This window comes from Chelativorans sp. YIM 93263 (assembly GCF_028767125.1).
Classification (GTDB): Bacteria; Pseudomonadota; Alphaproteobacteria; order Rhizobiales; family Rhizobiaceae; genus Chelativorans.
The window spans coordinates 177,142-191,787 of the sequence record NZ_JAKCWP010000006.1 but is presented as its reverse complement, the minus strand read 5'-3'; the positions used below and the strand labels follow the sequence as shown (position 1 = coordinate 191,787).

Here is a 14,646-nt window from a genome sequence, read left to right as displayed (position 1 = left end):
ATTGTTCTTAACGCCCGGTCGCTTCGGTCAAGGACCTGATCGCCAATCGCTAGCGCCGGCAGGGCGGTGGCTACCGTCTGGAGATCGAGACGCGCGTGGAGGCGGGACAATGAGGGCGATGAGAAGGGGAACCTTGCGGATAGCCCTAGCCATCCAGTACTGTTCTGATTTTCACAGCCAGTTGCTCTAGAGAGGCTGGCTTTTGCAACAGGTTGACGCTGGGGTCGAGCACGCCGTTGTGTTCCACAGCGTTCCGCGTATAGCCGGTTGTAAAAAGGACCTTCAAGTCTGGCCGGCGCTCCAGCGCCTTCTCGGCGAGGCGGCGGCCGTTCATATCGGGCATCACCACATCCGTGAAAAGCAGCCGGATTTCAGGGTGAGCGGAGAGCGCGGCAAGCGCCTCTTCTCCCCCTCGCGCTTCGATCACGCCGTAGCCGAGATCACGCAGCATTTGGGCCGTGAGCGCCAGCACCTGCTCGTCATCCTCCACGACAAGCACCACCTCGGAGTCCGCGCCGCGGGCGAGCGTTCGGGCTTCCAAACGCTTCCGCGTCTCGGCCGCACCATAGTATCGGGGCAGATAGATCTTTATTGACGTGCCCTGGCCGATCTCGGAGTAGATCTTAATGTGGCCTCCGGACTGCTTCACAAAGCCGAAAACCTGACTCAGCCCCAGCCCTGTGCCCTTTCCCGGCCCTTTGGTCGTGAAGAACGGATCGAACGCCTTGGCTACAACGTCGGGTGTCATGCCGGTGCCCGTGTCCGTGACCGCAACCATCACATACTGGCCCGGCTCTACATCGTGCTCGGCGCCATTGGCCTCGTCCAGGTGGCAATTGGCGGTCTCGATGGTGAGCCGGCCGCCTTCAGTCATGGCATCACGTGCGTTGATAGCCAGATTGAGAATGGCGTTCTCGAGCACATTTTTATCCGTCAAAATCTGCCAGAGCCCGCCGGCAAGCACCGTCTCCAACCGGACCGCCTCGCCCAGCGTGCGGCGGAGCAACTCGGACATTTCCGCCACCATCTGATTTGCGTAAAGCGGCTCGGGAGCGAGCGTCTGCTGACGTGAGAAGGCGAGTAGGCGCTGCGTCACTGCCGCGGCACGGGCGGCGCCATCCTTGGCCGCGGCGATGTATCGGGAGATGTCCTCCCCCTTTGCGAGGCGGCGTTCGAGGAGGTTGAGCGCGGAGAGGATGACTGCCAGCATATTGTTGAAGTCGTGGGCAATGCCACCTGTGAGCTGACCGACGGCTTCCATTTTCTGGGCCTGGCGGAGAGCTGCTTCCGACTTCATTCGCGCCTCGACGGCCTCGGCGATGCGCTCCTCCAGTGTGTGGTTGAGCTTCTGGAGCTCGGCATTGGCGTTCTCGGCGGCGCGGCGGGCCTCAAGCAGTTCGCGCTCGTAGCGGCGGCGGTCGGATGCGTTGAAGATGGTGATACGGACGAAGCGCAGCGCGCCCTCCTGGTCGCGGCGCTCCACGGCATTGACGAGTACCGGAAGCCTGCTGCCGTCGGCGTGCACCAGGTCGAGGGCCACCTCATTGAAAAAGCCCTGCATGCGCATGAGCGGTGCGAAATGGGTTTCGTAGTAGATTTTCCCCGCAATGTTCAGGAAATCCTGAAATCGCCGCCCGACGAACTCGGAAGGCTCACGGCCGAGCCAACTGGCGAAGGTGCTGTTAGCCCTGGTGATACGCCCGTCGGGTCCCGCCGAGACATATCCGCAGGGAGCGTTTTCGAACAGATCGTCGAGGTCGTCGATCTCCCGGCTCATGGACTCAAATCTGGCGCTCGCGATCCCTAGCCTCAAGAAATGTCTTCATGGCTGAGATCGTTTCCTCCGGTGCGCTGAGGTTGGGGCAATGGCCGGTGGCTTGCAGGAGGACGAAGGCGCTGTTGGGCAGACACTGGTGGACATATGCACCCACAGCCTGAGGAGCTATCACGTCCTCGGAGCATTGAAGCACGAGGGCGCGAGCGGTAACCAGCGCAAGGTCGGCGCGGTTGTCGGAAAGGAAGGTAACGCGGGCGAAGCGCTTGGCAATTTCCGGGTCCGTCATGCAGAAGGAGTTGGTGAGTTCCGCGCTGAGTTCCGGCCGGTCGGGATTGCCCATGATGACGGGGGCCATGGCCTGCGACCATCCCATGTGGTTGTCGTCGAGAAAATCGAGGAGTTCTTCGATCTGCGCCTCGCTGAAGCCGCCGGTATAATCCTCGTCGTCGATGTAGCGAGGCGAAGGACCGATCATGACGAGGTCGTCGAAGAGCTCGGGCGCCTGAATGGAGGCAACGGCTCCGATCATGGCGCTTACCGAATGGCCGACGAAGATGCCATGCGTGATGTCGAGCTCGCGGCAAATCTCGATAAGGTCATCAGCATAGCCTTCGAGAGAGGCATACTTGCCAACATTGTAGGCCTTCAAATCGGAGCCGCCGCAACCGACATGGTCGAACAGGATAATGCGGTACTCGTCGGCAAAAGTAGGCCAGACAAAGCGCCACATGTTCTGATCGCAGCCGAAGCCATGGGCGAAAACCATTGCTTTCTGGCCGGAGCCCATAATTTGTACGTTGTTCCGCCTCAGTACACCCAAAAACAGACTCCCTCTCGTGCCCACTGGAGACCAACTGTTCGCACAGCGAAGATGATCTCGTTCGTTAAACGGGAAATAGGGCCAAGCGGCGCATTGTTCAATCGATGGACAGCGTCGGCATGGCACTTACCCGCTCGCGTTGCGGTTATCTGCTCTGGTAAAGTGCCGGGAAGGTACCGCTTGGTCCACCAACAATAGACCAAATCTATGCCAGCTTGTGGTGAGGCAAAACTCGCAATTGGAACGAAACCATTCGCCACGATAAAGTTGAGGGCAACGCTTCGCCGGCCTACGAGTTAGGGCTTCAGCAAACAGGTGCATTCCATGCAGGAAGCAGAGCGCGACGAAGCGGCGGCGCCGTCCCATGAGCGTTCGACCGAACAACCCCAGGTCATTGTCGTTGACAAGACCCTGAAGGGGCTAGGGATCGGCACCTTTCTGATCATTCTGGTCGTGGCGCTCTATTTCGGGCGTGATTTCCTCTTGCCCGTAGTGCTTGCCTTCCTCTTCGCCCTTGTTCTTGGGCCGGTGGTACGATCTCTCGCCAGGCGAGGCGTTCCTGAATGGGCCACCGCGATACTGCTCGTGGTCGTACTCTCTGCAATCATCGCATCCGCGCTTTACTCCCTCAGCGGCCCGGTTTCGCAATGGATCGAGGACGCGCCGCGCATCGGCCGCGAAGTGCAAGACCGTATCGCGACACTGCGCCGCCCTGTGGAAGCGGTGGTGGATGCGTCCGAGCAGGTTGAGCAACTCGCCGAGTCCGAGAATCCGGAAGCGCAGCGTGTCGTGCTAAGCGAGCCGGGTCTCATCAGCCGCGCCGCCACCGGAGTGCCCGAGGTCGCCGCACAGATCGGTGTCACCCTTATTCTGCTTCTCTTTCTGCTTTCCTCTGGCGATATGTTCTATGAGAAGCTGGTAAAATCGCTGCCCACGCTCTCGGACAAGAAGCGCGGATTGCGAATTGCGCGGACGGTCGAACGGGATGTTTCGCGCTATCTTTTTACGATCTCGCTCATCAATGTCGGTCTCGGCGCCGCTGTCGTGGTGGGTATGTTTGCGATCGGAATGCCCAATCCCGTGCTCTGGGGCGTGCTGGCCGCGCTGTTGAACTTCATTCCTTATCTCGGAGCCTTGCTCGGCGTGGTGCTTGTTGGTCTGGTCGCCCTCGTGTCCTTCGATGCAATCGGACCCGCGCTCCTTGCGCCGCTGATCTATCTTGCCTGCACCACGGTCGAGGGACAGTTGGTCACCCCCTTGGTCATCGGTCGCCGGCTTGAGATGAACCCGGTCGTGATCTTCTTGGCGATCGCGTTTTGGGGCTGGCTGTGGGGAATAGTCGGCGCGCTGATCGCTGTTCCGCTACTCGTTACTCTGAAGGTGTTCGCCGATCACGTTGATGGCCTGGCGGCCTTAGGAGAGTTCCTGGCTGGGCGCGACGTGCCGCAGGCGCAGGAAGACGAGGAGAACAAAACCGCTGAATCGCCCTAGGTTCCTGCAGACATACGATGCTAGGCTTATGGATCCATTCAACCTGAAGCACCCTTAGGCGGATTCTCAACGCTGATGAAATCCATTCTCGTCGCTTCCGGATGCCTGCTCGTCGCAGTGACGCTACTGTCGTTCGTGAAAAGTGCGAAGTGGTGGATTCGTGGGGCGGACTTTCCGCGCCTGCAGATCGCCTTCGCGAGCGCCATTGTGCTGTGCGTCTACCTGTTCCTCTATGGAGCGGAAGGCACATGGGACTCCATTTTCCTGATCACTCTGGCAGGTTCCCTCGGCTACCAGAGTTTTCGGATATTCCCTTATACGGTTTTGGCGCCCCGAGAAGTTTCGAGGGCTCCTGACAGTGCAGACGCGGAAAACTCAGTCCGCCTGCTGATCGCGAATGTCTTGATGGAGAACCGTGGCGCTCACAGGTTTCTGGCTCTTGTGCAGGAAACCCGGCCGGATATCATCCTGGCGGTGGAGACCGACGCCTGGTGGGACGAGCAGTTGCGCGAGTTGAACGGCGACTATCCGCATTCCGTTAAGCAACCACAAGAAAACCACTACGGGATGCACCTGTTTTCAAAACTGGAACTTGGTTCGCCCGAAGTGCGGTTCCTGGTGGAAGAGGACGTGCCCTCAATTCGTGCTTCCGTGCGCTTGCGATCCGGCCGCTGGATCAAATTTTTCGGCGTGCACCCGCGACCGCCGGAGCCACGAGCCGATACCGAGGAGCGGGACGCTGAAATCGTGATCGTGGGCAAGCAGGTGAAGGCGCAGAACCGGCCCGCTATCGTTGCGGGCGATCTCAACGATGTCGCATGGTCCCACACCACACGTCTCTTCCAGCGCATCAGTGATACTCTCGATCCGCGACGCGGGCGCGGTATGTTCAGTACTTTCCCTGCCCGCTACCCTCTGGTTCGGTGGCCTCTGGACCACATATTTCACGACGCCTCGTACACGCTTGTCCGCCTGCAGCGCCTGCGCGATATCGGTTCAGATCACTTCCCGGTCCTCGCGGAACTGCATTACAGCCCCAGCGCGACCGAAGAGCAGGAAGCACCGGAAGCCGACCAGGCCAACTACGCAGAAGCTCAAGAAAAGATCGCCGAGGGCAAGACTGCGAACTAGACATTCGGCGGCTTCCGAGCAGTGGCGACCGTCAGCAGCATCGGAACCAAACGGCTCGCCGGCTGTTCGGATATGCCGTCGTGTCCGGCCAGCGTTCCGGATAGTGCGTCGGTGCCGCGGAGGTTTTCCATGTCCGAGCCAGTTGTCCGGAAGGGAATGGGCGCCATCGCCCACAACGACGGCGTCGCATTTCGTGTGTGGGTGCCGCATGCCGACGCGGTATTTGTCACCGGCTCATTCAATGGCTGGTCGGATGATGAAGTCACAATGGCGGCGGAGGGGGATGGGATCTGGTACGCCGATGTTGCCGGAGTAAAACCCGGCGACGAATATCGGTTCCTGATACGTAATGGTGAGCAGATCCTGTCGCGCATCGATCCATATGCCCGTGCAGTGACGAGCTCCGTCGGCAACGGAATTGTCGTGGAGCCGGACGACAATTGGCATGATGTCGACTTCCAGACCCCGACCTGGAATGAGATGGTCATCTATGAAATGCATATCGGCACGTTCTATCGCCCGAGCGAGGAACAGCCGGGGACGTTCGAAGACGCGATCGAAAAGCTCGCGCATTTGAAGCGGTTGGGCGTGAACGCGGTGCAGATCATGCCGGCGATGGAGTTCGCCGGCGACATCTCATGGGGCTACAATCCCGCTCACATCTTTGCCGTCGAGAGCGCCTATGGCGGGCCGGACGGTTTGAAGGCCTTCATCAAGGCGGCGCACCAGTACGGAATCGCGGTGATCCTCGACGTGGTCTACAACCACTTCGGCCCGAGCGACCTCGATCTCTGGCAGTTCGACGGCTGGAGTGAAGATGGCAAGGGCGGAATCTACTTCTACAATGACTGGCGCAGCGAAACCCCCTGGGGCGAGACACGCCCTGACTACGGCCGCGGCGAGGTACGGCAGTTCATCCGGGACAACGCCCTCTTCTGGCTCGAGGAATACCACCTCGACGGGCTGCGCTTCGACATGACGCTCTATATCCGCAACGTGCGTGGAGATGAGGCAGACGAAGGCGACGCCCTTCCGGAAGGCTGGAGCCTTATGCAGTGGATCAACGGCGAGATCCGCGAACGCTTTCCGGGCCGCATAACCATAGCCGAGGACCTGCGCAACAAGGCGGAGATCACAGCGGCGGTCGAGCAAGGCGGTGCGGCCTTCGGCGCTCAATGGGACTCGGAGTTCGTGCACCCCATCCGCCAGGTTTTGATCGCCGGTGACGACGAAGCGCGCCACATGGCGACAGTCGCCCATGCGCTCCAGCATTCCTACAACGGCGATCCGTTCCAGCGGGTGGTTTATACTGAATCGCACGACGAGGTGGCCAATGGCCGGGCGCGCGTTCCCCATGAGATCGCTCCGGACGATTCCTCCCACTGGGCGGCACAGAAGCGCTCGACCCTCGGGGCGGCGCTGACGTTTACTGCGCCGGGCATTCCGATGCTCTTCCAGGGCCAGGAATTTTTGCAGGGCGAGTGGTTCCAGGACACCGTGCCGCTCGACTGGGATCAGAGCGACGAATTCAGCGGCATCGTTCGGCTCTATCGCGACCTCATTCGTCTCCGCCTCAACCATTCTGCCGTCACCCGAGGCCTGCTCGGACGCAATATGAAGATCCTTCGCATCGACGAAGAGCGGAAGCTTCTCACCTTCCATCGGTCGGCGGAAAGTGGGCCAGGGGATGATGTGGTTGTTGTCGCGAGCTTCAGCCACGCGCCGCGAGAGGCCCACCACATTGGCTTTCCCCGTCAAGGCCTCTGGAAACTCCGCCTAAACACCGATTGGGTCGGCTACAGTGCCGATTTCGGTGATTTCTCCAGCCATGATGCCATCGCTGAACCCGGCGAATGCGACGGTCTGGCGTGGTCAGGAGAGATCGCGGTCGGGCCCTACAGCGCACTCATTTTCTCGCAGGACGAGTAGCCGGGCCATCTAAGATGCTTATACGACCTGGAGCTTATAGTGATTGCTCGCTTTAGGACCTTGTGGGAGAGCGTTAGCACCAGCTTGTGGTTCGTTCCCGGCCTGATGGTTTTCGGTGCCGTCCTGCTCGCTTGGTCTGCGTCATCTATCGACGTCGATACGGGAGGTACCGCCACCCGGTGGTTGCACAGTGGCAGTGCCGAGGACGCATCGACATTGCTTTCGGCACTTCTTCCCGCGATGATCAGTATGGCTACACTGGTGATTTCAATCACCATGGTGGTCCTGGTTCTGGCGGCTGGCCAGCTCGGACCGCGACTGATCCGAAATTTCATGGCCAGCGTGCCAACGCAACTCATGCTGGGCTTTTTCCTGGCTACGGTCTTCTATCTTATCCTTGTGCTCCGCCTTCTGAACGATGGCCGTCAGGACGGCGGCGCGCCTCATCTGGCTATAACGATCGCGACCGCGCTTGTGCTGGTGTGCGTGATCTTGCTGCTGCTCTTCGTCCATCATCTCGCGCGGTCGATCGTTTCCGACACGGTTATCGAGCGGGTCGGGCGCGATCTCGATGCAGCCATCCTTGGGCTGCTGCCCGAGGCGAAGGTCGACAGCCTCCAGCACGAACGGCCGCCGCTCCAGGGAGGCATCAATCTGAGTTTACCGAATGGCGGCTATGTGCAGGCCATAGACTATAAGGGACTGGTCTCCTGTGCGCGTAAGGCGGGTGCCGTCATCGATCTGGGCTTCCGCCCAGGGCAGTTCCTCCTTGCGCAGGGAGACCATGGGCGGGTTCATGACGTTTCTGCGTTGGACGAAGAGATGCTGGACAACATTTCGGAGTATGTCGTCATCGGCAATCAGCGAACTGCCACCCAGGACGTCGAATTCGCTGTTCGGCAGTTGGTCGAAGTTGCCCTGCGAGCACTCTCGCCGGGGATCAACGATCCCTTTACGGCCGTTGCGGCGATCGATCGGCTCGCGCTTTCACTGGCGCTCGTCATGCGCCGCGGCCGAGCACAGACGGCCTGGAGCGATGAGGATGGGACCATCCGGGTAACAGGCAAAGTCACCACCTTTGACGGGATCGTCGACGCGGCCTTCAATCAGATACGGCAATCGACAACTCAACCTGCCGTCCTTATCCGGCTGATGACGGCGCTGGTATTGTTAGCGGAGCAGGTTCGCCGTGAAGAGCACCGCGAAGCGCTTCTAAGGCACGTTGAACTGGTGCTTGCAGCTGGCTCAAGGTCCATCGAGGATGCCGTTGATCTGGATGCATTGAAAAAGCGCGGTGCTCTCGCACGCGCTCGGCTAGAGATGTAGTCGCGGATCGCCGAACAGTTGTCGTCGCTTCCACAGGTCCAGACTTAAGCCTACGCGCTGCGCAAAGACAATGAATGCAATCCGGCGCGGCATCGAACGGGGGAAAGCGGCGCTGCCCGCCTCTGTTGCGTTCGGCTGAGATTAGACCAAGGCCTTCGGGGTAGCGAAGCGGCGATGCCTCAACGCCGCTGCGCGTCACCATCTGCTACATGGGCAGAACCGTTTCCATTCAGGAAGCGTTGGGCGGGTGATGGCGACGCTGACTGCACCGCTATGACTACACGCTCGATGCGAAGTACACCACCATGCGCAGGTGCCGGTGCTCGTCCACGGTGAACACCTCGTGCTGATATGAGGTGGAACGGGATCCGGTGGCAATGGTCTCAAAGCCACGGCACGGAGTGTGTTGGGGCGTGGCCTCCCACCAGCGTCGGAAGTCAGGGGAGAGCTTTTTCAGGTCCTCAATGAGTGACAGCATGGGGGGATCCTTAGGCACGAGCGCGAGATCGCACCGGAAGTTCTCCAGCAGGCGCGGGGCTTCGCTGCGCCAGGCGATGAGCCGCCGACGCAGATCGGGATCGGCGAAAGCCATGCGCAGCATGTTGCGTGCGGAGGGCTCCTTGCCGGAGAAGCCGAACAGGCGATCGGCCGCCGCATTCCAGGCAATGACATCCCAGCGCAAATTGGTGACATAGGCCGGCCGCGTCGTAAGATCGTCCATCATCTGCTGGACGTGCGGCGAGACGGACGGCCAATGATGTGCCGCCGGCGGCGGAGGGCGCTGATGCGCCAGGAGAAAGAGATGGCAGCACTCGGCATCGTCGAGCTTCAAAATTTTCGAGAGCCGGAGGAGAAAATCCTCCGACACGCCGATCTCGCGCCCCTGCTCGAGCCATGTGTACCAGGTGATGCCGACACCGGCCAGTGCAGCGACCTCCTCGCGCCGCAGACCTGGGGTGCGGCGGCGGCCGCTGCTCGGCAATCCGACATCGGCGGGCGTCAGCCGCTCGCGATGCTTTCGCAGAAACGCCGAGAGGTCCGTTCGGGTGCGTTCGAGCGTTCGGGCGGACATGACAGTGTTGCCTTTTGTAACAGCATAAACAGCTAGATTGTAACACTTAAAATTCGATGAGAGAAAGCCCTCCGATTCAAAAGGAGGCGGCATGTCCATCGATTGCGATCAGAACCTCATCGACGTCCCGGCGGCGCGTTCAGAAAAGACCGGTTTTGAGTGCCGGCAGAAGGCCGGACCGGCCGAATGGGGCGGGCTCGCGGTCCTGGCGCTACCGACGGCCCTACTCGGGCTGGATGTGACGCTGCTCTATCTCGCGCTGCCGGCGCTCGCGGCGGACCTCAAGCCGAGCAGCACCCAGGCGTTGTGGATCATGGATGCCTACGGCTTCATGATCGCCGGCTTCCTTATCACCATGGGCACCGTGGGCGACCGGATTGGCCGCCGGCGCCTGTTGATGATCGGCAGTGCGGCCTTCGGCCTTGCCTCGGTCCTGGCCGCCTATTCCACCAGTGCCGGCATGCTGATCGCGGCACGTGCTGTACTGGGTTTGGCCGGCGCGACCCTGATGCCTTCAACGCTGGCGCTGATCAGCAACATGTTTCCCGACGCGCGCGAGCGTTCGCTGGCGATCGGTGTCTGGGCGACCATGTTCGCACTCGGGATGGCGGCGGGGCCGCTGGTCGGGGGCATACTCCTTGAGCGTTTCTGGTGGGGCTCCGCCTTCCTGGTAGCGGTTCCCGTGGTGGCTGTCGTGCTGATTTCGGCACCGCTATTGTTGCCGGAATATCGCGCGCGTAAGAGCGGGCGCTTCGACCTTCTCAGCGTGATGCTCTCGCTCGCCGCCATCCTGCCGGTGATCTATTTCGTCAAGGAAAGCGCGAAGGCCGGCCTCTCACTCGGCACGGTGGCTGCGCTGATGCTCGGTGTGGTCTTCGGGATTGTCTTCGTCAGGCGGCAGCGCCTTCTGTCGGACCCGTTGCTTGATGTCGGCCTCTTCCGGAACGGCGCCTTCAGCGTGGCCTTGAGCATCCTGCTCATTGGCCTCGTGGCCGTCGGCGGCGCCATGCTTTTGGTCACGCAATATCTGCAACTGGTGATGGGGCTGGCGCCGGTTGCGGCCGGCCTGTGGTTGGGCCCGCCGGCGCTGATGATGCTGGTGGCGGGAGTGGCGGCCCCGCTCCTCGCACGGCGCGTACGTCCGGGCTTCGTCATGGCCGGTGCGCTCGGGCTGTCGGCGGTGGGCTATGCACTGCTGGCACTGCTTCCGCACATGGCCGGCATCGAATTGGTCGTGGCTGGCTACTCGCTCGTCTATCTCGGCCTCGGCACAATCGCCGCGTTAGGCACGGATCTCGTGGTCAGCACCGCACCACCCGAAAAAGCCGGTTCCGCTTCGGCTATGTCGGAAACCGTTCAGGAACTCGGAGTGGCGGTGGGTGTCGCCACGCTCGGCAGTCTCACCACGGCGGTGTACCGCAGTGCTATTCTTGAGCACATCCCGGCCGATCTGCCAGCGGGCGTCGTGCGTGCGGCTGAAGACAGCCTCTGGGCGGTTTCATCGGCTTCCGAACAGGTCCCACAGTCGCTGGTCGATCACGCGAAGGCAGCCTTTGTCTCCGGGCTCAGTGTTTCGGCCACTGTGGCCATGATCGGCATTGTCGCGCTTGCGGTGCTGTCGGCTGTCGCACTGCGGCACATCGGAATTATTGGCGGCGATCAGTAGGCTCGATATCTTCATGCAAGATCCAGCAATGCCAAAAGCTCTCGTGCGGCAGCCCCGCCTGCACGGTTTGCACCGATGGTGGATGCGGAGGGGCCATAGCCCACCAGATGCACGCGCGGGTCCTTGGCGACCTGTGTCGCCAGACGGCCCGTCATGGTGATGCCCCCGCCTTCCTCGCGCAGCATCAGTGGCGCGAGGTGGTCGAGCGAGCTGCGAAAGCCGGTGCACCAGAGGATCACATCTGCACGAAGCGCTCTTCCGTCCGGCCAGCGAATGCCGTCCCTCGCAACCTCGCTAAACATGGGAAGCCGGTTCAAAACGCCGCGCGCCCGCATTTCTTCAATGACGGGAGTGGCGGGAATCCCGGTCACAGACACGACGGACGCGGGCGGCAGGCCGCGGCGCACCCGGTCTTCCACCATTGCCACGGCGGCGCGGCCGGCCTCAGCGTCGAAGCGACCCTGCCGAAATCGCGGAGGCCGCCGCGTGACCCAACTTGTCGTGGTTACCTGAGAGATCTCGTCGAGCAACTGGATCGCCGAGATGCCACCTCCCACGACGACGACATGCTGGCCCTTGAACTCATTGGCCGTGCGGTAGTCCTTCGTGTGCAGCTGCCTGCCCTTGAACTGCTCGCGCCCGGGGACGTCGGGAATATAGGGGCTCTCCCAGGTTCCCGTGGCGTTTATGAGCCCGCGTGCGGAGAACTGGACGCGGTCCGTTTCAATCCTGAAGCGGTCGCCTCGGCCGCAAACGACCTTTACGGTTACCGGCCGGTAGACGGGAAGCGCGAACCTTTTCTCGTAGGCAGCGAAATAGGCCGGCACGGCGGTGCTGGCCTGCACCTCGGTTGCGTCGGTGTTGACCGTCTCGGAAAAGGGCAGTCCCGGCAGGTCGTGAATGCGATTTACGGTGCTGAGCGTCAGCGAAGGCCACCGGTGCTGCCATGCGCCGCCCGGCTCCGGTGACCTGTCAAGAACCACGAAGTCTTTATGCGGGGCCAAGCCCCGCCTCTTCAGATGATAGGCGGCTGAGAGCCCAGCTTGGCCGGCGCCAACGACCACGATCTGAACCTTGATGACGGCGGTCGGCTCGGTGGTGGCAGGTTGGGGCTCAGACATAAGCAGTCCTGTGTTTCGGCAGGCATGGCACACAAGCCGAAGCTCGACCAGCCGTCGTCGCTGCCCGTGTTAAAACGTACTTCATCAAGAGAAGACGCGTCCTGCCCAGTTCCTTGCAATCTGCTCGGGACTGTTCATGAGAACGGAATCCACGGTTCAACTTAGGTGGTGAAGAAGAACCCGTCCAGCCTTGGGTGGCGGCCCGCTCGACGTCTCCGGCCAGCCGTTCCTTGGCGGAAGCGTTGCGCATATTGGCTCCCACTGCCGTGCGATTGCTGTGTAATAGCATTACGTGGTTATTGACGAACGTAATAACATAACATATTCGGCCGTCGTGAGCGTAGCTCGTGGGTGGGAATGGATGAATGATGGCCTGTCCGACTTTTCGCGACCTGAGACTTGGCTATGGCTGTCTCCAGCACGGACGGCTGATCAGCAGTGGTGGGGGCGAACGGCTCCGGCAAGTCGTCGTGATTGGCATAGCGGGCATGCTGAGCCCGTGACGGACCCCGCGCCGCTTCGATCCCCGTGATGCGTCACATGCACGATCACGAACGCGTACGCGCTCGCCAATAGAGATCAACCGAAAGAAGGAGATATCGATGACACATCATGGGTTGAAAGCCCTGGGAGCATCGCTGCTATTGACGGCGCTCTTGAGTCCGGCGCTTGCCGATGAGGGGGTGACCGCCTGGCGCCTTTTCGTCTCCGATCATGAGCGCGGCGTCGTGTCCGTGGTCGATCCGGACGCGCGCGAGACACTTGCTTCTTTCGATATCCACGGTCCAGCATCTCTCTACCGCTCCGACAGCGGTGAGACAGTCTTTGCCGTCCAGGGCGCGGCCGACAGGGTTACGGCGATCGCCAGCGGCATCTCCTTTGACGATCACGGGGATCATGCCGACATCGAGGTCGAGGATGCGCGCCTGCTCGATGTCGCCTTCGAGGGCGGCAAGCCGTCCCATTTCGTTGAACACGGTGGCGACATCGCCATCTTTTTCGACGGCGATGGCAGGGCTATGACCACCACTGAACGCGCTATTCTCGATGGCTCGGCCGAGGTCCTTGAATTCGACAGTGGGGCGCCGCACCATGGCGCGGCGGCGGCTTTTGCAAACCACGTTCTGATCACCGAGCCCCATCCGGAAGACCCGTCCAACCTGCCCGTCGGTGTGAGGGTTCTGGCGATGTCGGGCGAGGCCATCGGCGATCTCCATGAGTGCCCCGACCTTCATGGTGAGGCTTCCACGGGCAACATTATGGCGTTCGCCTGTGCCAAGGGCCTCCTCATCGTTCAGTCACAGAATAACCAACCGCACATCGAGCAGCTCGCCTATTCCGACGACCTGCCGGAAGGCAAGGTCACGATACTGATTGGCGGGCGGGGATTGCAGTATTTCCTGGGCAATTACGGTGCGAGCGCCGTCGTGCTGATTGACCCGATGGACGACGACGCTTTCCGTCTCGTTGAGTTGCTGACGCGGCGGGTTCATTTCGCCGTCGATCCCATTCGCGCCAAGTTCGCATATGTCTTCACCGAGGATGGCGCGCTGCATCAGATCGATGTGCTTGCCGGCAAGATCGTGAACACGGCCTCGCTGACGGAACCCTATTCGATGGACGGTCACTGGAGCGATCCGCGCCCGCGCGTGGCGGTGGCCGGTGATCACGTCGTCGTCACCGATCCGCTTGCCGGGAAGCTCCATCTCGTTGAACGCGACGGTCTCGAGAAGGCCGGAGAGATCGAAGTTGAGGGCAAGCCCTTCAACATCGTCTCGGTCGGCGGAACCGGCGCGGTCGATGACGACGGCGACCACGATCACGAGGCCTCCGCCAGCCACGACCATGCGCATGAGGATGACGAGGCCGAAGAGCATCGTCACGACTGAGGGCTGCAGGGCGGTCCGGTCCCCCCTCGGACCGTCATTTTTCAACAGATGTGGGAGCCGCATGGCCATGTGCAGCGATAAAACCTGCACCAGAAAGATTGCCTTGGAAGATCGGTCGATCGAGAGATCATGTCGCCAAGTTTTGCGTCGCCAAGGATTGCCCGATTGCGTGCGCTCATCTACGAATAGCGTGTCGGTTTCCGTAAGGAAGTAACAGGGAATTCGCGACGGCTCCAGCCGTTAAACGAAACTGCCCCCGCAACTGTAGGCGGCGAGCGATCCCCAGTTCCACTGGACGCATGCGTTCGGGAAGGAGGGGAGATGCAGCGACCCGTCAGTCAGGAGACCTACCGACAGCTTGAACGTTAACACCGGCGGGGTGCCCGGTCAGAAGCGGTATCTGTTGTTCGAATGGTCATGGTGA

Annotated in this window: 10 protein-coding genes and 1 riboswitch; of the genes, 6 read left to right on the top strand and 4 right to left on the bottom strand. The window is 61.2% G+C overall.

The genetic code is table 11. The features are described 5' to 3' along the window. Window positions 1-145: 145 nt before the first annotated feature. A complete protein-coding gene (locus LY631_RS14015; RefSeq protein WP_274426094.1) occupies window positions 146-1,777 on the bottom strand; it encodes a PAS domain-containing hybrid sensor histidine kinase/response regulator in 1,632 nt (543 codons plus the stop codon). A 4-nt stretch (window positions 1,778-1,781) separates the two neighbouring features. Next, window positions 1,782-2,597 (bottom strand): alpha/beta fold hydrolase, encoded by an 816-nt coding sequence (locus tag LY631_RS14010; protein ID WP_274426093.1) that lies wholly within the window; start codon window positions 2,595-2,597, stop codon window positions 1,782-1,784. Between the two features lie 324 nt (window positions 2,598-2,921). On the opposite strand from LY631_RS14010, the gene LY631_RS14005 reads away from it, so the two are divergent. From LY631_RS14005 to LY631_RS13990, 4 genes are all read left to right on the top strand, one after another. Then, on the top strand, window positions 2,922-4,088 hold the full coding sequence (locus tag LY631_RS14005; protein ID WP_274426092.1) for an AI-2E family transporter: 1,167 nt from the start codon (window positions 2,922-2,924) through the stop codon (window positions 4,086-4,088). Between the two features lie 75 nt (window positions 4,089-4,163). Further along, window positions 4,164-5,219 carry an endonuclease/exonuclease/phosphatase family protein gene (locus LY631_RS14000; protein ID WP_274426091.1) on the top strand — a complete coding sequence of 352 codons (1,056 nt, stop codon included), beginning with the start codon at window positions 4,164-4,166 and terminating at the stop codon, window positions 5,217-5,219. A gap of 129 nt (window positions 5,220-5,348) precedes the next feature. After that, window positions 5,349-7,148, top strand: coding sequence for an alpha-amylase family glycosyl hydrolase (locus LY631_RS13995; RefSeq protein ID WP_274426090.1), 1,800 nt, complete (start codon window positions 5,349-5,351; stop codon window positions 7,146-7,148). A 39-nt stretch (window positions 7,149-7,187) separates the two neighbouring features. After that, window positions 7,188-8,474, top strand: a complete 1,287-nt coding sequence (locus LY631_RS13990; RefSeq protein ID WP_274426089.1) for a DUF2254 domain-containing protein — start codon at window positions 7,188-7,190, stop codon at window positions 8,472-8,474. A gap of 277 nt (window positions 8,475-8,751) precedes the next feature. Here the strand turns inward: LY631_RS13990 and LY631_RS13985 are convergent, their stop codons facing one another. After that, window positions 8,752-9,546, bottom strand: a complete 795-nt coding sequence (locus tag LY631_RS13985) for a helix-turn-helix transcriptional regulator (RefSeq protein ID WP_274426088.1) — start codon at window positions 9,544-9,546, stop codon at window positions 8,752-8,754. 91 nt (window positions 9,547-9,637) lie between these two features. Between LY631_RS13985 and LY631_RS13980 the strand changes: the two genes are divergently transcribed. Next, on the top strand, window positions 9,638-11,212 hold the full coding sequence (locus tag LY631_RS13980; protein WP_274426087.1) for an MFS transporter: 1,575 nt from the start codon (window positions 9,638-9,640) through the stop codon (window positions 11,210-11,212). 11 nt (window positions 11,213-11,223) lie between these two features. Here the strand turns inward: LY631_RS13980 and LY631_RS13975 are convergent, their stop codons facing one another. After that, window positions 11,224-12,333 carry an FAD-dependent oxidoreductase gene (locus LY631_RS13975; RefSeq protein WP_274426085.1) on the bottom strand — a complete coding sequence of 370 codons (1,110 nt, stop codon included), beginning with the start codon at window positions 12,331-12,333 and terminating at the stop codon, window positions 11,224-11,226. 602 nt (window positions 12,334-12,935) lie between these two features. On the opposite strand from LY631_RS13975, the gene aztD reads away from it, so the two are divergent. Beyond that, window positions 12,936-14,222, top strand: a complete 1,287-nt coding sequence (aztD, locus tag LY631_RS13970) for a zinc metallochaperone AztD (protein ID WP_274426084.1) — start codon at window positions 12,936-12,938, stop codon at window positions 14,220-14,222. Window positions 14,223-14,399: 177 nt separating this feature from the next. Beyond that, window positions 14,400-14,591: riboswitch (cobalamin riboswitch) on the top strand. The last annotated feature ends 55 nt before the right edge of the window (window positions 14,592-14,646 follow it).

Bases quoted from the DNA above. Each gene is read 5' to 3' on its own strand.
- LY631_RS14015 (WP_274426094.1), bottom strand. From the start codon at position 1,777: ATGAGCCGGGAGATCGACGACCTCGACGATCTGTTCGAAAACGCTCCC.
- LY631_RS14005 (WP_274426092.1), top strand. From the start codon at position 2,922: ATGCAGGAAGCAGAGCGCGACGAAGCGGCGGCGCCGTCCCATGAGCGT.
- LY631_RS13975 (WP_274426085.1), bottom strand. From the start codon at position 12,333: ATGTCTGAGCCCCAACCTGCCACCACCGAGCCGACCGCCGTCATCAAG.
- aztD (WP_274426084.1), top strand. From the start codon at position 12,936: ATGACACATCATGGGTTGAAAGCCCTGGGAGCATCGCTGCTATTGACG.
- LY631_RS13980 (WP_274426087.1), top strand. From the start codon at position 9,638: ATGTCCATCGATTGCGATCAGAACCTCATCGACGTCCCGGCGGCGCGT.
- LY631_RS13995 (WP_274426090.1), top strand. From the start codon at position 5,349: ATGTCCGAGCCAGTTGTCCGGAAGGGAATGGGCGCCATCGCCCACAAC.
- LY631_RS13985 (WP_274426088.1), bottom strand. From the start codon at position 9,546: ATGTCCGCCCGAACGCTCGAACGCACCCGAACGGACCTCTCGGCGTTT.
- LY631_RS14000 (WP_274426091.1), top strand. From the start codon at position 4,164: ATGAAATCCATTCTCGTCGCTTCCGGATGCCTGCTCGTCGCAGTGACG.